Source organism: Flaviflagellibacter deserti, from assembly GCF_042652085.1.
GTDB lineage: Bacteria > Pseudomonadota > Alphaproteobacteria > Rhizobiales > Methylopilaceae > Flaviflagellibacter > Flaviflagellibacter deserti.
In genome coordinates this window covers 1-17,976 of the sequence record NZ_JBHSJF010000001.1, presented here as the reverse complement: position 1 = coordinate 17,976, position 17,976 = coordinate 1, and the positions used below count along the sequence as shown (strand labels likewise).

The window sequence follows — 17,976 nt, the reverse complement described above, 5'->3', positions numbered from 1 at the left end:
ATTTTTCAGTGCAGCAGGACGAGGAAGGGCGTGATTTCGCGCGCGCCGATGCCGAGCACGCTCCGCAGTGCCTGGGGCACCGTCTCCGGCCGGTCGATCTCGAACGTGCCGGAAACCCGGAGATCGGCGATACGCGGGTTGAGGATGAATATCCGTCCGGCGCGATAGCGGTTCAGTTCCGCGACGACGTCCGCCAGCCGCTCCTGGCTGAACACGATCTGGCCGTCGCGCCACGCCAGCGCGGTCTTCGGATCGGCCTCGAATGCCGAAGAGATCCTGCCGTTTCCGAACGCGACCTTCTGGCCGGCGGCGACGCGTACCGGAGCCTTTCCGTCCTCGCGGCTGACATCCACCAGGCCGTCCTCGACGACCACTTCCGCACGGTTGTCATTGCGCACGCTGAACGCGGTTCCGATGTCGCGGATCTCGGCGCCGTTCGCGATAACGACGAACGCGCGGGGATCGGCGGCGATCGTGAAGAAGGCCTCGCCGCGGCGAACGTCCACGCGCCGCTCGCCGCTCTCGAAATCGAGATCGAGGGCGGTGTCGCTGTTCATCTCGACGCGGGTTCCGTCGGCAAGGACCACCGCGCGCCGTTCGCCGGAAAGCGTGACGTAGTCCGCGCCCCAGCGATCCAGGAATGCCGGCCCCTGCACCACGATGACGGCGGCGAGGCAGGCCGCTGCCAGACCGCCGACTGTCGCGCGGAACCGCCGCGTGCCCCGGGAGCCCGCTGTCCGGTCGGCTGCCCTGTGCGGCCGCGCGGCGTAGGCTCGTGCGGGTTCCTTCAGCGATTCCATCAGTTGAAGCACGTCGCGCCAGGCTTGCTCATGACGCTCGTCGTGGGCCAGCCATGACGAGAACTCCGCCCGGTCGGCATCCGAGGCGTCGTCGGCTTTGAGGCGGAATAACCAAGCATTGGCCTCCGCGAAGAGCGCGTCGTCGTCCTCCCGCTGCGTTTGGCGAGTCATGCTTCGTCCGGCCGTTCCGAATAGATGTCGCGCTCGCGCACGCCGCCTCTCTATAAGGACGCGCCGTCGACCGAAATCCCCTGCGATTATTTTTCGTTGGAACGTTCGGCTGCCCGCACATGCTGCCGGCATTGCAGCACAGCCTGCCGAAGATGGTATTCGACGGTCCGCGTCGAGACACCAAGGGCCGCCCCGATCTCGCGGTAGGATCTGTTCTCGACATGGAACATCAGGAAGATCGCCCGGGTTCGCGCCGGCAGCGCCTCGATCGCGTCGCGAAGCGCCCGCTGGTCCTCGTCGGCGATCATGGCCGCGTCGGCAAGCGGCCCGGAACACGCGACGTCGACGCCGTCGTCGTCCTGCGCCATCCACCTTCTGCGCGTGACCAGACGGCGAATATGGTCGCGCGCCAGATTGGCCGCGATCGTGAAGAGGAATTTTCGCGGATTGTCGAGCTCCGCCTTGGCCGGCATGCGCGCGAGACGCAGAAACGCCTCCTGCGCCAGATCGGCGGCCGCGCCCGGATCGTCCACGCGCCGCCGCAGGAACGTGTCGAGCTCGCGGCTGTGATCGACAAACAGGCTCTTTAGATCCACGCCCATGAACGGCAGCTCCGGCCCGCAATGCGGGACATGCACGAAGCTCCCTTAGTGCAGCCTGAATTACGCTGCAACATCAATAACTTATACGAATTCTAAAGAGTCCCTGGCAAAAACCGGAAAACGCTTGTCGCGACGTTGGATAGGCGAAAGTTTAGAATCCACCCGATCAAGCGCGGTTTAGACGAGGAGAGAAAGCGCGGAGCCACCGAAGCCGTCGGATTTTTCGATCCCGGGAACCTACCTAAGTAGGTGGGCGCCATGTGCCTAAGCCCAGGGGCGAAGGCAGGGACAGCTCCCGTTGAGATCGATAAGGCCCCGGGAATACAGTTTCCTAACCAACCCAGCAGCACCGCTCGCTTAACTTAGGTCGTCGTGGCCGTTCGCGCCAGAGAGATCGGTGCGATGGGTCTGCGACCTCAGGTCCGCCGCGAGGACTTCCAGACGTTCGGAAACCCGGTCGAGCAGCTTCGCCGCCTCGTCCTGCTCCGCTTCGTTCGCCGCAAGCGCATTGTCGTCGGCGTTCCGGAGACGCTCGATATCGCCCTCCAGCGCCTTGATCCGGCGCCGCGCTTCCGCCAGTTCGTCGGCCACCACGATCGACGCCATCACCGTCAGCCGCATGTCACCGATTTCGCCGAAACTTTCGCGCATATCGGCAATCTTGCCGTCGATCTGCTCCGCCAGGCCTTGGAGATGGGGTTCCTGACCATCGTCGCAGGCCATCCGATAGCTTTTACCGGCAATCAAGAGGTTTACCTCGGCCATGGGACGTTCTCCTGACCTAGGCGTGAGGCTGTTCGGACAACACGTCGCGTATCGTCTCCATCGCGGTATCAAGTCGCCGGGCGACATCGCGATTGACGGTTTCGAGACGAGATGCCCGCGCGTTCAACGCGTCGAGTTCTTCGGCCATGCGTGCGCGGTCGTCGGAGAGAAGTGCTATCTCGCTCTCGTGGTCGGCGCCTGTTCGCCGTGCCGCGAGAATGCGTGTTGCAGCCCCCTCCACCGCACCGACGGCTGTCTCAAGCCGTCGGATCGCCGCCGCGAGTGCGGTGTCCCTCATACGCATACACTCCCCTGCCGCCGCCATGGGGTTTCTGACCGCAGAAAGCGGCTGAATTCAGATTATGGAGGGTCAAAAAAACGCACGTCAATCGGCGCGGTTCCGCAATTCAGCTCCGTTTTCGATGCACTGGCCTTTTTTGCTCCTCTCGACTACCTCTTCGCGCATGCAACTCACCGCCGTCGGTCGACCCGCTTGACCGGTTTCTCCCGGAACGCGCCTTCGGCAAACTTCAGATCCGCAACTGAAAGACCGCGCCTATGACCTCTCGCGAAACTCATGATCGCATGGCCAACGCATTGCGTTTCCTTGCAATGGACGCGGTCGAGAAGGCCAAGTCCGGCCATCCGGGCCTGCCGATGGGTGCCGCCGACGTCGCGACGGTCCTGTTCACCCAGTTCCTGAAGTTCGATCCGAAGGACCCCCACTGGCCGGACCGCGATCGTTTCGTGCTCTCCGCCGGCCACGGTTCGATGCTGCTTTACGGCCTGCTTCATCTTGTGGGTTACGACAGCGTCTCGATCGAGGACATCAAGAATTTCCGCCAGCTCGAATCGGTTACGCCCGGCCATCCGGAGAATTTCAAGACGCTCGGCATCGAGACGACCACCGGTCCGCTCGGCCAGGGCCTCGGCAACGCCGTCGGCATGGCGCTCGCGGAACGCCTGCTGAACGCCGAGTTCGGCGACGACATCGTCGACCACCACACCTACGTCCTGTGCTCGGACGGCGACCTGATGGAAGGCATCAGCCAGGAATCGATCGCCATCGCCGGCCATCTCAAGCTCAACAAGCTGATCGCCTTCTGGGACGATAACGGCATCTCGATCGACGGCCCTCTGACCTTGTCCGACTCGGTCGATCAGGTCGCCCGCTTCAAGGCCGCGAACTGGAACGCCTTCCACATCGATGGCCACGACCCGGAAGCGATCGCCAACGCGATCAGGACCGCCCAGGCCAGCGACAAGCCGACCCTGATCGCCTGCAAGACGACGATCGGCTTCGGCGCGCCGACCAAGGCCGGCAAGTCCTCCGCCCACGGCTCGCCGCTCGGCAAGGACGAGATCGAGGCGACCCGCAAGGCGCTGAACTGGGAGTACCCGCCCTTCGAACTGCCGAACGACGTGCTCGATTTCTGGCGCGGCGCGGGCGAGCGCGCTCAGGGCGACCGCAGCAGCTGGCTCAACCGCCTCGCTTCGGCCGACGTCAAGAAGCGCGAAGAGTTCGAGCGCCGCACCAACGGCATCCTGCCGGCCGATCTCGGTTCGGCCTTCCAGCGCCTGAAGGACCGGCTGATCGCCGAACCGCAGGAGGTCGCGACCCGCAAATCCTCCGAGCTCGTCCTCGACGCCATCGCCGACACGATCCCGGAACTCCTCTCCGGCTCCGCCGACCTGACGCCGTCGAACAACACCAAGGTCAAGGCGTTCAAGGAAGTCACGCCCGGTGATTTCGCCGGTCGCTATATCCATTGGGGCATTCGCGAGCACGGCATGTGCGCCGCGCTGAACGGCATCGCGCTGCACGGCGGCATCATTCCGATGGGCGCGACCTTCCTCGTCTTCTCGGATTATTGCCGCCCGTCGATCCGCCTCGCCAGCCTGATGGGCCAGCGCATCATCTACGTCTTCACCCATGACTCGATCGGCGTCGGCGAGGACGGCCCGACCCATCAGCCGGTCGAGCATGTCGCGGCGCTCCGCGCGATCCCTCATCTCCTCGTCTTCCGTCCGGCCGATACGATCGAGACGGCGGAGGCCTGGGAACTGGCGATCCGCCACACCGACCGCCCGAGCCTGCTTGCGCTGACCCGCCAGAACCTGAAGCAGGCACGCCTCGAACCGGCCGCGAACCTCACCGAGCGCGGAGCCTACGAGATCCGCGCCTCGAAGAACGGCGAAGCCGAGATCTCGATCTTCGCGTCGGGTTCGGAAGTCTCGCTGGCCATCGAGGCATACGAGAAGCTCTCGGCCGACGGCATCGCCACTCGAGTCGTCTCGGTCCCGTGCATGGAGCTGTTCGACGAACAGGACGCCGGATACCGCGCTTCGGTCATCGGAAACGCAAAAGTGAAGGTGGGCGTCGAAGCGGCGATCCGGATGGGCTGGGACCACATCATCGGTCTCGACGGCATCTTCGTCGGCATGCCCGGTTTCGGTGCCTCCGGCCCCGCCAACCAGGTTTACGAACATTTCGGAATCACGACGGACGCGGTTGTTTCTCTGGCGCGGAAACGTTTGGGCCGCTAAGGAAATTCAGCAAATCTGGTCAGGAGGATATGACATGGCGGTTCGGGTAGCGATCAACGGTTTCGGACGCATCGGACGTCTCGTCCTGCGTGGCATCGTTGAGAGCGGTCGCAAGGATATTCAGGTCGTGGCCATCAACGATCTGGGTCCGGTCGAAACCAACGCTCACCTGCTCCGCTATGACTCGGTCCACGGCAAGTTCCCGGCCAAGGTCACGGTCGAGGGCGAGTTCATCGACGTCGAGGGCCACGGCAAGATCAAGGTCACCGCGATCAAGAACCCCGCCGAACTTCCGCACAAGGAGCTCGGCGTCGACATCGCGCTCGAATGCACCGGCATCTTCACCGCCAAGGACAAGGCCTCGGCCCATCTCGAGGCCGGTGCCAAGCGCGTCCTGATCTCGGCGCCGGGCGACGGCGCCGACCTGACGGTCGTCTACGGCGTCAACCACGACAAACTGACCCGGGACCACGTCGTCGTCTCGAACGCATCCTGCACGACGAACTGCCTTGGTCCGGTCGCCAAGGTCCTCAACGACGCCATCGGCATCGAGCAGGGCTTCATGACGACGATCCACTCCTACACCGGCGACCAGCCGACGCTCGATACCATGCACAAGGACCTCTACCGCGCCCGCGCGGCGGCCATGAGCATGATCCCGACCACGACCGGCGCCGCCAAGGCCGTCGGCCTCGTGCTCCCGGAACTGAAGGGCAAGCTCGACGGCACCTCGATCCGCGTGCCGACCCCGAACGTCTCGGTCGTCGACTTCAAGTTCAACGCCAAGCGCGCGACCACGGTGGAAGAAGTCAACGAGGCGGTGAAGCGGGCCGCTGCCCAGCAGCTCAAGGGCATCCTCGACGTCGTCGACGAAAAGCTCGTCTCCTCCGACTTCAACCACAACCCGGCCTCGTCCTCGTTCGCGCTCGACCAGACCAAGGTCATGGACGGCACCCTCGTCCGCGTCCTGTCCTGGTACGACAACGAATGGGGCTTCTCGAACCGCATGGCCGACACGGCCGTCGCGATGGGCAAGCTGATCTGACCTCTGCTACACTCGACCGGACCGGCGGGGGACACCACCTATGGCTGAGGCGAGGCGGATCGGTCGGGTATCGGCCGGCGGGACGGATGGCTCGACGCTCGAAAGACGCGTTGAGCGGTTGGAGGAGGATATGGCCGAGGTGAAGACGAGCCTGCGCGGCATCGAAGGTCGGCTTGGCGGAATCGAAGTCAGTCTCGCTCGTCTTGATGGCCGGTTCGACGGCTTCGATAAGCGCCTGCAGATGATACCCAATGTCTGGCAGACCATTGCCATCATGTCATCGATGCTGATCGGAATGGCCGGCATCATCTTCGCGACCGCCAACTTCCTTCGCCCATGAGCTTCAAGACACTCGACGACATCTCCGATCTCGCGGGCAAGCGCGTCCTCGTCCGCGTCGACTTCAACCTGCCGATGGAGAACGGGCGCGTCACCGACGATACCCGTATCCAGGCCGCGCTGCCGACCATCAGGGACCTCACGTCCAAAGGCGGCAGGGCGATCCTGATCGCCCATTTCGGCCGGCCGAAGGGCAAGCGCGACGAGGCGCAGAGCCTCCAGCACATCCTGCCCGACGTCTCGCAGGCGCTCGGCCAGCCGGTCGCCTTCGCGCCGGACTGCATCGGCCCCGACGCCGAGCGCGTGGTCGCGGCGATGAAGGACGGCGAGGTGCTCCTCCTCGAAAACCTCCGCTTCCATCCGGGCGAGGAGGCTGACGACGAGGCCTTTACGAAGGAACTCGCCAAGCTCGGCGATATCTTCGTCAATGACGCCTTCTCGGTCGCGCATCGCTCGGCCGCTTCGGTCGTCGGCCTGGCCAAGCTGCTGCCGGCCTATGCCGGCCGCTCGATGCAGCAAGAACTGGAAGCTCTCGCCAAGGCGCTGTCGCATCCGGAACACCCGGTCGCGGCGGTCGTCGGCGGCGCCAAGGTTTCGACCAAGATCGACCTGCTGTCGAACCTCGTCGGCAAGGTCGACACTTTGATCATCGGCGGCGGCATGGCCAACACCTTCCTCGCCGCCCAAGGCATGGATGTCGGCAAGTCGCTCTGCGAGCATGATCTCGTCGGCACCGCCAACGACATCCTGAAGACGGCGAAAGAGAAGAACTGCCGCATCGTCCTGCCGATCGACGTCGTCGTCGCCAAGGAATTCAAGGCCCATGCCTCGAACCAGGCCGTTCTGGCAGAAGGCGTCGCCAAGGACGAGATGATCCTCGATGCCGGCCCGCGCAGCGTGCTCGAAGTCTCGAAGCTCCTCGAACATACAAAGACCCTCGTCTGGAACGGCCCGTTCGGCGCCTTCGAGCTGGAGCCGTTCGACCGCGCCACCGTCGCCGTGGCGAAAAAGGCCGGCGCGCTGACCAAGGAGGGCAAGCTTCTCTCGGTCGCCGGCGGCGGCGATACGGTCGCGGCGCTCAACCATGCTGGCGCGGCCGACGACTTCACCTACATCTCGACCGCCGGTGGCGCATTCCTTGAATGGCTGGAAGGCAAGCCCCTCCCCGGCGTGGAAGCCCTGCGCCGGCAATGAGGACGATCCTGATCCTCGCGTGCCTGGTCGTTGTCGTCGCCTGGTTCGCGGGCGGCCGGGACTGGCTCTACGAGCGGATGGAGACCGGCCGCTGTCTCGACGGCGGCGGCACGATGGAAAACGGTGTCTGCGTCGGGATGCGCGACACCAAGTGACACGCTAGTCCGGAGAGACCGACAATGGCCCGCATCACGCTGCGACAGCTCCTCGATCACGCCGCCGAATACGGCTACGGCGTCCCGGCCTTCAACATCAACAACATGGAGCAGGCGCTGGCCATCGGCGCCGCCGCCGACAAGCTCGACGCTCCGGTCATCATCCAGGCCTCGCGCGGCGCCCGCTCCTACGCCAACGACATCATGCTGGCGAAGATGATCGACGCCCTCGTCGAGATCTATCCGCACATCCCGATCTGCATGCATCTCGACCACGGCAACAACGAAGCCACCTGCGCCACCGCGATCCAGTACGGCTTCACCTCGGTCATGATGGACGGCTCGCTGAAGGCCGACGGCAAGACCGCCGCCGATTACGAGTACAATGTCGGCATCACCAAGCGCGTCGCCGACATGGCGCACTGGGCCGGCTGCTCGGTCGAGGGCGAGCTTGGCGTGCTCGGCTCGCTGGAGCACGGCGGCGGCGAGCAGGAGGACGGTCACGGCCTCGAGGGCACCGTCTCCCACGACCAGCTCCTCACCGATCCCGACCAGGCGGTCGATTTCGTCGCCAAGACCAAGGTCGACGCGCTCGCGGTCGCGATGGGCACCTCGCACGGCGCCTACAAGTTCTCCCGCAAGCCGGACGGCGCGGTTCTCGCAATGAACGTCATCGAGGAGATCCACCGCCGCCTGCCGACGGTGCATCTCGTCATGCACGGCTCGTCCTCGGTGCCGGAGGACCTGCAGGAGATCATCAACCGCTACGGCGGCCAGATGAAGCCGACCTGGGGCGTCCCGGTGGAAGAGATCCAGCGCGGCATCAAGCACGGCGTCCGCAAGGTCAACATAGACACCGACAACCGCATGGCCATCACCGGCGCCATCCGGAAAGTGTTCGCCGAGAATCCCTCGGAATTCGACCCGCGCAAATACCTCAAACCCGCCACAGACGCGATGCAGAAGCTCTGCATGGAGCGGCTGGAACAGTTCGGCACCGCCGGCAACGCCTCGAAGATCAAGGTCATCCCCGTTGGCGTCATGGCCCAGCGCTATGCCAAGGGCGAGCTTGATCCGCGCATCGAAGGTGTCAAAGTAGCGGCCGAGTAATTCGGGGTCACATGAGGCAGCGGGCGGCATCAACGGCAATCTGGCGGCGGGCGCTGATCGCGCTTGCCTGCTCGCTGTCGCTGGCGCTCGTCACGCTCGGCGTCGGCTATCAGCGCGGCATGGTCGCGCAGAAATATGTCGAGGCGATCGCGCTTTCGGCCTCCACCGGCCAGCCCTGCCCCGTCACCGGCCCGGCCACCACTGTCTGCCCCTTCGCCGGCCTCACCGCCACGGCGGAACACGAGACCCAGGACCTTCGCCGTCCCTCCGTCTCTTCGCAGGCGATCCGCCTCACCCTCCTGAGCGTGGTGCCGCCCGCCTCGCTCGGCGGCGCCGTGCCGTTCCGCCCTCCCAGAGAAGCCTGACCTCACCCGTCAGTACCCCCTTTCTCTGGAGCTTCATTCGATGACCAGCACATCCGGGCGCGTCCTCACGCGCCGCCTGTTCCTTGCCGGCATGGCCGGCACGCTTGCCGCCTGCCAGCAGACCACCGCCTCGGGCTCCAAACCCGCGGCGGCCCTGCCGACGAAATACGCCGCGCTCTATTCCCCGCTGCCGAACGAGCGCTTCCCCATCCCCGGCGTCCCGGCGAACGCCATCAAGCCCGCATTCGTCCGTCAGCAGGTGACCTATGCGACGGCCGAACCGCCGGGCACGATCATCGTCGATCCGGGCGCGAAATACCTCTATCTCGTCGAGGAAGGCGGCACCGCCATGCGCTATGGCGTCGGCGTCGGCCGCGAGGGTTTCGGCTGGAACGGCTCGGCGAACATCGCCCGCAAGGCCGAATGGCCGCGCTGGACCCCGCCGGCCGAAATGATCGTCCGCCAGCCCGAACTCGCCGAATGGAAGAACGGCATGGACGGCAGCCTGTCGAACCCGCTCGGCGCCCGCGCGCTCTACCTCTACCAGGGCGGCCGCGACACGCTCTACCGCCTGCACGGCACCAACGAGCCGCGCTCGATCGGCAGCAACGTCTCCTCAGGCTGCGTCCGCCTGATCAATCAGGACATCATCGACCTGTATCAGCGGACACCGGTCGGAACGCGTGTCGTGGTGCTGGGGACTGCTGGGGTGGCGAGCGCGTGAGGTGATGGGGATGGCCGGCCGGGTGTGTAAGTGCCCGGCCAGCCACATGCGGAAACCGCAGATCTGCATCAGACAGTCAGTCCCCGTCAGCGGATGCGAAGCGATCCCTCTGCAGCTGGGACAAAACTTGATCACCAATCCGTGGCGACTATGGTGAGCACAAATGGGAAATGGGAACTGTGCATTTCGCAAAAGGCATATCGGAATCGAGCCGTTAGCCGTTTAGGGAAAGAGACGATTAACCATAATTTTACAAAGTTCGCGTTTTGTTCTTATGTTCGCTATGATTCGGCTCGCGGGACGGAGGTCGGTATGGCACCTGATGAGCTAGTGCTTGCCTTGTTGAAGGCGATGCCACACAAAAAAATCGACGGTAAGAAGCGTCTCCAGAAGCTTGCCTATCTAATGGCGAGCGCAGGCGTCGATTGTAACATTCAGTTCGACCTAAGGGACTATGGTCCCTTCAGTGTGGAGATTGCTCAGGCTGCTGACTACCTAACATTCTCTGGCCTTATTGAAGAGGACGAGCAGCAGTTGGGAGACAACAATTTCTTTATGACGTCCTACAAGTTGATCGAGTCGATACCCACTCGACCCGAACTTTCTCATGACCATGTAAAAGCGTTGGCTGCCCTCGCCAAATACACAACAATTCAGCTTGAAGTTGCTGCGACATATTTATTTTTTAGGAATCGCGGGTTAGACGAAGAGACTGCTCGACAACGCACAGTCGCAATGAAACCCGCCAAGGCTTCTCCGGCAGTTCTCGCGAAGGCTCCAGAGATCTTAGGCCATCTTCCTCACTAAGGTAATATGGACAAAGATCAGAGAATTCGCGATCCGATTCATAATTTGATCGCCTTCTCTACGAAGAGACCCGAAGACGTAATGCTTTGGGAACTCGTACAGACGGCCCCAGTGCAGCGCTTGAGGCGGATTAAGCAGCTCGGATTCTCTGAGTTCGTTTATCCAGGCGCAACTCATACTCGCTTTTCGCATGTGCTTGGTGCGATGCAGATGGCTCGAAGAATGCTGGACGTTTTCGAACGCAACCAGCAACTTCCTGCGGACGACCACCCTCGGCGCCGCCTGGCAACTCTTGCAGCCGCACTACTTCACGATGTGGGCCACGGCCCCTATTCGCACGTCTTTGAAGAAGTATCCTCGAAACTAGAGCTCAATCAATCGCACGAAGCCTACACGCTTGAAATAATACGAAAATCAAGAACCGCAGAGATTTTAGATAAAAATAACATTCTTGATGAGACTGCCCTTTTCTTTGAACAAGAATCTGGAAACGATCCATATCAAACGATAATCTCTTCTCAACTAGACTGCGATCGACTCGATTTTCTAATGCGCGATCGCTATTATACTGGAGTTCGATCCACCGCGATTGACCTTGAGTGGCTACTGGACAGCCTGAAGATATCGAAAATATGCGTCGATCCAATCGAGGGAATCTACGAATATTCGTTCGTTGTTCAGAAGAAGGGCGTCAGCGTTGTCGAAGAATTCGTGCTTTCATATATGAAAATGTATCAGAATATTTATTTTCATAAGACGACGCGCGGTGTACAGCACATGGCTTCTGACATCATCTACAAGACAGTATCGGAAGTCGATCAACAATTTAATTCGATTAATTCACACCCACTTATTACCTTCTTTAGAAATAAAGATAATCAAGCCCTGGATAATTATATGAATCTAGATGATTCTTCCGTTTTGTCATTAGTGAAATTGATAGCAGACGCCAATAATCATCCCGCGAATGCGCTGGCAAATCGATACCTAAATCGAGACACTTACAAATGCTTGGATCTACCTTCTTCCGAGACAGGAGAAATAAGACGCGAGAAAGCTTCGAAATTCATTGAAGCTTTGAGAAGCGAAAACATCGCATTCTTCGCGGATCGCCTCCCGGGAAAAGCTTACAAGCAATATGACGTTATGGATCGAAATTTCTTAAAGAATATTATGGTTGAGGCTGACGGTGAGCACGAACCTCTAGGTCGCGTTAGCCAGCTAGTTCAAGCAATACCAGCAAAACCGACGAGGATATATTTCGATTGCTCAAAAGATAGAGACCGAGCGAAGTCCATTCGAGATAAAATGGGTTGAAATTAGTTTCCTCCCCGCTTCGCGAGCCCAGCATGCTCATGCAGCGGGGCAATCAGTTCGCAACTTGACGATCAGCCCGCCAAGTCGCCCAATCTCGATTGGACGCTCACCGACAACTCCCGTTTGAACCTTCCCGTCCGTCCCATCGACCAATGGTCATCGGGGCAGGCAGCCGGGCTTTCCGAAGCCCCCGCCCCCAGGAAGGAAACGGACCATGTCGCTGAAAACCGTCACCATCGCTGTCGTCGCCGCTTCGCTGGCGCTCGGCACCGCCGCTCCGGCCTTTGCCGGCTGGAATGGCCCGAACGAATTCCAGAACAAGCCGAACCCGAAGTTTCCGGGCCCCGGCCCGAAGGACTTCAAGGCGCCGCCGAAGAAGGCCGGCCCGAAGCCGCATCACCACGGCCCCGCGTTCGGCGCGCTGATGGGCGTCGGAGTTCTCACCGCCGCCGCCATCGCCGCCTCTCAGGATGACGAGGAGTGCTGGCAGGAGCGGCGCAAGGGTGGCCGGATCGTCACCGTCTGCGTCGAGGATTGAGCCTCGCCTCAGGCGCCTGGCGTCACCCGCCCCACCCGGCGTGACCCCGGCATCCTGCGGCCTCTCCCGCGCCCGGAGAGGCCGCCTCGTATTGCGAGGCGGCTACCCCACCCGCTCCCACAATTCCGCGCCCTCGTTCCCGACCTTGTTCACCGCCGTGGACACGGTCCACATCTCCATCTCTTCCGCCGGCAGCGGCTTCATCAGCGCGGTCGCGTCCTCGCCCGAGAGCCAGAGGTCCCAGTCCTCGTGCGGCACGATCACCGGCATGCGGTCGTGCAGCGGGGCGATGAGTTCGTTCGGCGCGGTGGTCAGCACGGTGAAGGTGCGCACCCATTCGCCGGTCGCCGGGTCCTTCCAGTTCTCCCACAGCCCGGCCAAAGCCATCGGCTCGCCGCCCTTCAGCGCCAGCGCATAGGGCTGCTTCACCTTGCCCTCGCGCTTCCACTCGTAGAAGCCGTCGACCGGGATCAGGCACCGCCTCCTCTTGGCCCAGGCACCGCGGAAGGCGGGCTTGGTGGCCACCGTCTCGCAGCGGGCATTGATGAGGCTCGCGCCGACCTTCAGGTCCTTGGCGAAATGCGGGACAAGCCCCCAGCGGATCAGGTCGAGCGAGTTCTCGCCGGCCTCGTGGTTGCGGCGCACCACGGCGAGCTTGTCGGTCGGCGCGCCGTTCCAGCGCGGCGGCGCGTTGAAGAGATCGCCCTGGGGCGCCTTGAACAGCCGCCGCATGGCCTCATGGGGCATGGTTTGAACGACGCGTCCGCACATGGATGAGAAATCGCCGTTCGGAACGACGTGCGCAAGGCGGATTGCACCTGGCGCTCTCCGGTCAGTTCCCCTGCATCCGCCACAAATCGATCACCAGCGCCGACACCACGCCCAGGCTCATGATCGACACCGCGACCAGGAACACATTCTTCGCGTGGTTGTAGACCCGCCGCTCGGTCGAGCGGAGATCGAGGAGGCGCGCCAGCGCGTAGATCTGCAGCACCACGCCGACGGACAGCAGCAGGATGATCGGCGCGTCGATCGGCTGGGTCGGCAGCGGGTTGCCGGCCCATTGCGACATGAAGCCGAGCGAGAACGCCAGGAAGATGCCGACCACCGTGACGGTGCCGTTGCGGAAGACCGGCTCGACCGGCGGCTCGCTGTCCGAAGTGCTCACGGGTCGCCTCCCGGGCGGCAGCGCATCCAGAACGTGCGCGGCGGCATCATAAATCCGGCACGCCGCCGACCGAAATCCCCCATCGCACGTTTCCGGACCGCGCCTAAATGTCGGAAACCTCGCCGACCGCGCGGCGTTGGTCCTCGGGGACGTCAATGCGAGCGGAGCCATGAGCAAGCATCTGAAGCAGAGAGAGCCAAACGATTCCGATCTGAAGGGCAATCCGATGATCGGCGGCTCGAAGGGTGTCACCATGGCCGGCGTCACGCCGGACGAACTGGCGGACGCACAGGGCGAGACCACGATCGAGGGCGATGTCGAGAACGACACCAATCCGCAAGGCGGCATCGACAAACCCGACGCGCTGAACAAGCGCCAGCCACGCTGAGGAGATCATCATGCAGGGCGGAAAGACACACGAGCAGCAGCTGAGGACGCTGGAACGCAAGGACGACATGCCCGACGAACGCCGGCTCGCCGACGAGCGCCAGCAGGTGGGCCGCGACGCTCCAATGCCGCGCCCTAACGACGGCGACGCCCGCCAGAGCGAGTTCGCGGTCAGCCGGGGCGGCGTCAATCAGGAGAGCCGCGATCACAACAAGCACAATCGCGGTGGCCAGGAGGGACACAAGCCACAGCAGCACAGCCCGGCCGAGGAGAAGCACTAGGGCGGCGGCTCTCCCGCGCGCAATAAAAGGAGCGCGTCGTGCCCAGCGTGCTGCTAGGCTCGGCGCCTTCAACGAAGAAGAACTTTGCGAGGACACGCCAATGCCCGAATTCGTCATCGAGAGGAACATGCCCGGCGCCGGCTCCCTGAGCCCCGAGGAGCTGAAGGCCGCCTCGCAGACCTCCTGCAATGTGCTGCGCGAGCTCGGTCCCGACATCCAGTGGGTCCACAGCTACGTCACCGACGACAAGCTGTTCTGCATCTATCGCGCGCCGGACGCCGAGATCATCCGCGAGCACGCGAAACGCGGCGGCTTCCCGGCCGACGCCGTGCTGAAGGTCCACCGCGTGATCGACCCCGTCACGGCCGAGTGAGACCCGTCCCGGTCCGGGTGGGCGAAGCCCATACCGAGAACGGGGCCCAGCGTTCCTCGGCGGCGCAGCCGCCCTTTATCTATCGAGCGCCTGCGGCGTACATAAACGCTGGGCCCCGGATCGGCGCGCTTCGCGCACTTGTCCGGGGAACGGGAAAGCCCGCGACGCCGTCATCCTCCGGCTCGACCGGACCCATAGAGCGCCTGCCAGATGGCATGGATCCTCCGGTCAAGTTGGAGGATGACGAAGAAAGCGAAACACCACCTCCCCCGCTTGACACCGCCCATCCGTCGCATACAACCAATGGCAAGGGGTCATTCGCGATCACCCCGTGAGGCGGCAGCCGAACATCGCGTTCCACCTCCCCAACAGGGATGGACGCCATGCCGTCGAATACCGAAATCACCACGTCCCAATTGTCCCGTCTGATCGGCCAGCCGAGCGCGCCGATCATCGTCGATGTCCGCCTTCCCGAGGACGTCGCGGCCGACCCGCGCACCCTGCCGGGCGCGGCACCGAGGGATCATTCCACCGTGTCGCTCTGGGCGCCCGAACTGACCGGAAAGTCCGTCGTGGTCGTCTGCCAGAAAGGCCTGAAGCTCAGTCAGGGCGCGGCCGCCTGGCTTCGGCACGAAGGCGTGCCGGCCGAAACGCTGGAGGGCGGTTTCGAAGCCTGGCGGAATGCCGGCGGGCTTCTTGTCGACACCAAGAACCTGCCGAAGCGCGACGAGCGCGGACGCACCGTCTGGGTCACCCGTGCGAGGCCGAAGGTCGACCGCATCGCCTGCCCCTGGCTGATCCGCCGGTTCGTCGATCCAAGCGCGGTCTTCCTGTTTGTCGCCGCCGGCGAGGTCATGTCGGTGGCCGATCGGTTCGCGGCGACGCCGTTCGACATCGAGGGCGTCTTCTGGAGCCATCGCGGCACCCGCTGCACCTTCGATACGATGATCGATGAGTTCGGCCTCAAATCCGAAGCCCTTGAACGGCTGGCGCTGATCGTGCGAGCCGCCGACACCGCCCGCCTCGACCTGTCTCCGCAGGCGTCCGGCCTGCTCGCCGCCTCACTCGGGCTGTCGCGCATGTTCCGCGACGATCTCGAGCAGCTCGACGCCGGCCTTCTCCTCTACGATGCGTTCTATCGATGGAGCCGCGACGCGGTCGAGGAGACCCACAACTGGCCCTCTCCCTCGAAAGCGTGAGGGAGGCCGGCATGACCATCACTTCCACCGCCGCCGAAGAGGCCGTCTCGGTTCCGGAGAAACCCACCCTCGCCGAGGCCACCAGGGTCTGGGCCAGGATCGGCTTCCTCAGCTTTGGCGGTCCCGCCGGCCAGATCGCATTGATGCACCGCGAGCTCGTCGAGGAGCGCCGCTGGATCGGCGAACAGCGTTTCCTGCACGCGCTCAACTATTGCATGCTGCTGCCCGGCCCCGAAGCCCAGCAGCTCGCCATCTATATCGGCTGGCTGATGCATCGCACGCTCGGCGGGCTCATCGCCGGAATACTGTTCGTCGTGCCCGGCGCGCTGGTGATGCTGGGCTTGAGCGTTCTCTACGTCTTCTACCGCCACGCCCCGCTCGTCGACGCCGCCTTCCTCGGGGTCAAGGCCGCTGTCCTCGCGATCGTGGTCGAGGCCGTGCTGCGGATCGGCAAGCGCGCACTCAGGAACCGCGCGATGGTCGCCATCGCCGTCGCCGCGTTCCTCGCGATCTTCGTCCTCCGCATCCCCTTTCCGCTCATCATTGCGGCTGCCGGCCTCGTCGGCTGGATCGGCAGCCTCAAGGCCCCCGAGCTCTTTTCCGGCAACGGTCACAAGGGTTCGGGGCCGGACATCGTCGGCGTCGTCGATCGCATGTTCGAGCGGGGCGAACTCCAGCACGCCCAGCCGTCGCGCCGCCGGGCGCTGACTGTTCTCGCGGTCTGGCTCCCCATCTGGCTCGGCCCCGTCGCTTTGCTCTGGCTGATCACCGGATCCCACAGCGTCTGGACTGAGATCGGAACCTTCTTCAGCTCGATGGCGGTCGTCACCTTCGGCGGCGCATACGCGGTTCTTGCCTATGTCGCGCAGGCCGCCGTCGATGGCTTCGGCTGGCTCGCGCCGGGGGAGATGGTCGACGGGCTCGGCCTCGCCGAGACGACGCCCGGTCCGCTCATCCTGGTGCTGCAGTTTGTCGGCTTCCTCGCCGCGATGCGCGATCCGGGCACGCTCGATCCCATCGCGGCGGCGTGCCTCGGCGCCTTACTGACCATCTGGGTCACGTTCGCCCCCTGCTTCCTCTGGATCTTCCTCGGCGCGCCCTATGTCGAGTCCCTTCGCGGAAACCGCGCGCTGTCGGCCGCTCTGTCCGCGATTACGGCGGCAGTCGTCGGCGTGGTGATGAATCTCGCACTCTGGTTCGGCATCCATGTCGTCTTCCGGGAGGTCCGGAGGTTCGAGATCGCGGGAATCGGCCCAGACCTCCCCATCCTGTCCTCTGTCGACTGGTGGGCGCTGGCCCTGTCGGCCGTCGCGGCGTTCGTCTTGTTCCGGCTGCGCCTTGGCATGCTGCCGACCCTGGGGATCTGCGCCGGACTGGGCCTGTTGCTGGGCCTTTAGTCGCAGGGGCTGCTGTCCTCTCATTTCCGACCGGATTTGGGGCCATCTGTGTTTCGTTTCACACGAACGTGGCCCCGTTCTTGCTCCGCTGCGAACGCGCCCCGCATGAGCGGACGCGAAACGCGACACAGGAATCCCGAATGCTGGTACTCGCCCTCTCCGTCTGCCTCGCCCAGAGCCCGGACACCTGCAAGCAGGTGCAACTCACCTTCGCCGCGGATAATGCGACGCCCTTCCAGTGCATGCATTACGGCCAGCCGGAGATCGCGAAGTGGAACGTGCTCCATCCGGAATGGACGGTCCGGAAGTGGAGCTGCGTCCCCGCCGACCGGATGCCGCGCGACATCTGAGCCCGCGTCCGGTCCGGGTGCGGCGCACCTGCATCCCGAGAAACGGGACCCAGCGTTCCTCGCGGCGAAGCCGCCAATTCTATTGAGCGCCTGCGGCGCACTCATGCGCTGGGCCCCGGACTCCACCACGCCCTCATGCCCGGGCGAAACCGCGGGCGCCGGGCTGGATTGCCGGGACAAGCCCGGCAATGACGGCGAGTTGAAAGCCTCATCCTGAGCCGGACTCGCGAAGCGAGCCGTGTCGAAGGATCGCCGCACACTCCGAGCCTGCCGCCATCCTTCGACACGATACTGCGCATCCGGCTCAGGAAGGCCCAACCCATTCTCCGTCATGCCAAGGCT

23 protein-coding genes and 1 other RNA gene are annotated in these 17,976 nt (G+C 63.6%); 17 read left to right on the top strand and 7 right to left on the bottom strand.

Annotated elements, in window-relative coordinates:
• Positions 1-5 precede the first annotated feature (5 nt).
• From ACFPFW_RS00120 to ACFPFW_RS00100, 5 genes are all read right to left on the bottom strand, one after another.
• A complete protein-coding gene (locus ACFPFW_RS00120; protein WP_162799543.1) occupies positions 6-971 on the bottom strand; it encodes a FecR family protein in 966 nt (321 codons plus the stop codon).
• 86 nt (positions 972-1,057) lie between these two features.
• Complete coding sequence (locus ACFPFW_RS00115; RefSeq protein WP_114955212.1) at positions 1,058-1,573, bottom strand: RNA polymerase sigma factor; 516 nt, start codon at positions 1,571-1,573, stop codon at positions 1,058-1,060.
• A gap of 195 nt (positions 1,574-1,768) precedes the next feature.
• A non-coding RNA gene (gene ssrS / locus ACFPFW_RS00110) (6S RNA) lies at positions 1,769-1,926 on the bottom strand.
• Between the two features lie 4 nt (positions 1,927-1,930).
• On the bottom strand, positions 1,931-2,338 hold the full coding sequence (locus ACFPFW_RS00105; protein WP_114955211.1) for a cell division protein ZapA: 408 nt from the start codon (positions 2,336-2,338) through the stop codon (positions 1,931-1,933).
• Positions 2,339-2,354: 16 nt separating this feature from the next.
• Positions 2,355-2,636, bottom strand: coding sequence for a DUF4164 family protein (locus ACFPFW_RS00100; protein WP_114955210.1), 282 nt, complete (start codon positions 2,634-2,636; stop codon positions 2,355-2,357).
• Between the two features lie 260 nt (positions 2,637-2,896).
• Here ACFPFW_RS00100 and tkt point away from each other — a divergent pair, with 260 nt between their 5' ends.
• The 11 genes from tkt to ACFPFW_RS00045 all read left to right on the top strand — a co-directional run bounded on the left by tkt (position 2,897) and on the right by ACFPFW_RS00045 (position 12,479).
• The gene (gene tkt / locus ACFPFW_RS00095) at positions 2,897-4,885 is read left to right on the top strand and encodes a transketolase (RefSeq protein WP_114955209.1); all 1,989 of its coding nucleotides are present in this window, start codon (positions 2,897-2,899) and stop codon (positions 4,883-4,885) included.
• 34 nt (positions 4,886-4,919) lie between these two features.
• Positions 4,920-5,930, top strand: a complete 1,011-nt coding sequence (gene gap, locus ACFPFW_RS00090) for a type I glyceraldehyde-3-phosphate dehydrogenase (RefSeq protein WP_114955208.1) — start codon at positions 4,920-4,922, stop codon at positions 5,928-5,930.
• Positions 5,931-6,060: 130 nt separating this feature from the next.
• Positions 6,061-6,270: a hypothetical protein gene (locus tag ACFPFW_RS00085; RefSeq protein ID WP_114955207.1), complete on the top strand. Its 210-nt coding sequence runs from the start codon at positions 6,061-6,063 to the stop codon at positions 6,268-6,270.
• Positions 6,267-7,463: a phosphoglycerate kinase gene (locus ACFPFW_RS00080; protein ID WP_114955206.1), complete on the top strand. Its 1,197-nt coding sequence runs from the start codon at positions 6,267-6,269 to the stop codon at positions 7,461-7,463. The genes ACFPFW_RS00085 and ACFPFW_RS00080 overlap by 4 nt, the downstream gene beginning before the upstream one ends.
• Positions 7,460-7,618: a hypothetical protein gene (locus tag ACFPFW_RS00075; protein WP_162799541.1), complete on the top strand. Its 159-nt coding sequence runs from the start codon at positions 7,460-7,462 to the stop codon at positions 7,616-7,618. Before ACFPFW_RS00080 ends, ACFPFW_RS00075 begins: the two co-directional genes overlap by 4 nt.
• A gap of 24 nt (positions 7,619-7,642) precedes the next feature.
• Positions 7,643-8,728 (top strand): class II fructose-bisphosphate aldolase, encoded by a 1,086-nt coding sequence (gene fba / locus ACFPFW_RS00070; protein WP_114955205.1) that lies wholly within the window; start codon positions 7,643-7,645, stop codon positions 8,726-8,728.
• Between the two features lie 11 nt (positions 8,729-8,739).
• Entirely contained in the window at positions 8,740-9,093 is a 354-nt protein-coding gene (locus ACFPFW_RS00065; protein WP_114955204.1) for a hypothetical protein, read from the top strand.
• 40 nt (positions 9,094-9,133) lie between these two features.
• Positions 9,134-9,817: a L,D-transpeptidase gene (locus ACFPFW_RS00060; protein WP_114955203.1), complete on the top strand. Its 684-nt coding sequence runs from the start codon at positions 9,134-9,136 to the stop codon at positions 9,815-9,817.
• A gap of 312 nt (positions 9,818-10,129) precedes the next feature.
• Positions 10,130-10,624 (top strand): hypothetical protein, encoded by a 495-nt coding sequence (locus ACFPFW_RS00055; RefSeq protein WP_114955202.1) that lies wholly within the window; start codon positions 10,130-10,132, stop codon positions 10,622-10,624.
• A 6-nt stretch (positions 10,625-10,630) separates the two neighbouring features.
• Positions 10,631-11,941, top strand: coding sequence for an HD domain-containing protein (locus ACFPFW_RS00050; RefSeq protein ID WP_114955201.1), 1,311 nt, complete (start codon positions 10,631-10,633; stop codon positions 11,939-11,941).
• A gap of 214 nt (positions 11,942-12,155) precedes the next feature.
• A complete protein-coding gene (locus ACFPFW_RS00045; RefSeq protein WP_114955200.1) occupies positions 12,156-12,479 on the top strand; it encodes a hypothetical protein in 324 nt (107 codons plus the stop codon).
• Positions 12,480-12,581: 102 nt separating this feature from the next.
• Here the strand turns inward: ACFPFW_RS00045 and ACFPFW_RS00040 are convergent, their stop codons facing one another.
• A complete protein-coding gene (locus ACFPFW_RS00040; protein ID WP_114955199.1) occupies positions 12,582-13,250 on the bottom strand; it encodes an SOS response-associated peptidase in 669 nt (222 codons plus the stop codon).
• A 61-nt stretch (positions 13,251-13,311) separates the two neighbouring features.
• Positions 13,312-13,647, bottom strand: a complete 336-nt coding sequence (locus ACFPFW_RS00035; RefSeq protein ID WP_114955198.1) for a hypothetical protein — start codon at positions 13,645-13,647, stop codon at positions 13,312-13,314.
• Positions 13,648-13,816: 169 nt separating this feature from the next.
• Here ACFPFW_RS00035 and ACFPFW_RS00030 point away from each other — a divergent pair, with 169 nt between their 5' ends.
• The 6 genes from ACFPFW_RS00030 (at position 13,817) to ACFPFW_RS00005 (ending at position 17,634) form a co-directional block, all read left to right on the top strand.
• Positions 13,817-14,035: a hypothetical protein gene (locus tag ACFPFW_RS00030; RefSeq protein ID WP_114955573.1), complete on the top strand. Its 219-nt coding sequence runs from the start codon at positions 13,817-13,819 to the stop codon at positions 14,033-14,035.
• Between the two features lie 10 nt (positions 14,036-14,045).
• Positions 14,046-14,315, top strand: a complete 270-nt coding sequence (locus ACFPFW_RS00025) for a hypothetical protein (RefSeq protein ID WP_114955197.1) — start codon at positions 14,046-14,048, stop codon at positions 14,313-14,315.
• A 100-nt stretch (positions 14,316-14,415) separates the two neighbouring features.
• Positions 14,416-14,688 carry a DUF4242 domain-containing protein gene (locus ACFPFW_RS00020; protein ID WP_114955196.1) on the top strand — a complete coding sequence of 91 codons (273 nt, stop codon included), beginning with the start codon at positions 14,416-14,418 and terminating at the stop codon, positions 14,686-14,688.
• A 383-nt stretch (positions 14,689-15,071) separates the two neighbouring features.
• The gene (locus ACFPFW_RS00015; protein WP_114955572.1) at positions 15,072-15,887 is read left to right on the top strand and encodes a chromate resistance protein ChrB domain-containing protein; all 816 of its coding nucleotides are present in this window, start codon (positions 15,072-15,074) and stop codon (positions 15,885-15,887) included.
• Positions 15,888-15,898: 11 nt separating this feature from the next.
• Positions 15,899-17,284: a chromate efflux transporter gene (gene chrA / locus ACFPFW_RS00010; RefSeq protein ID WP_114955195.1), complete on the top strand. Its 1,386-nt coding sequence runs from the start codon at positions 15,899-15,901 to the stop codon at positions 17,282-17,284.
• Positions 17,285-17,424: 140 nt separating this feature from the next.
• The gene (locus ACFPFW_RS00005; protein WP_114955194.1) at positions 17,425-17,634 is read left to right on the top strand and encodes a hypothetical protein; all 210 of its coding nucleotides are present in this window, start codon (positions 17,425-17,427) and stop codon (positions 17,632-17,634) included.
• The last annotated feature ends 342 nt before the right edge of the window (positions 17,635-17,976 follow it).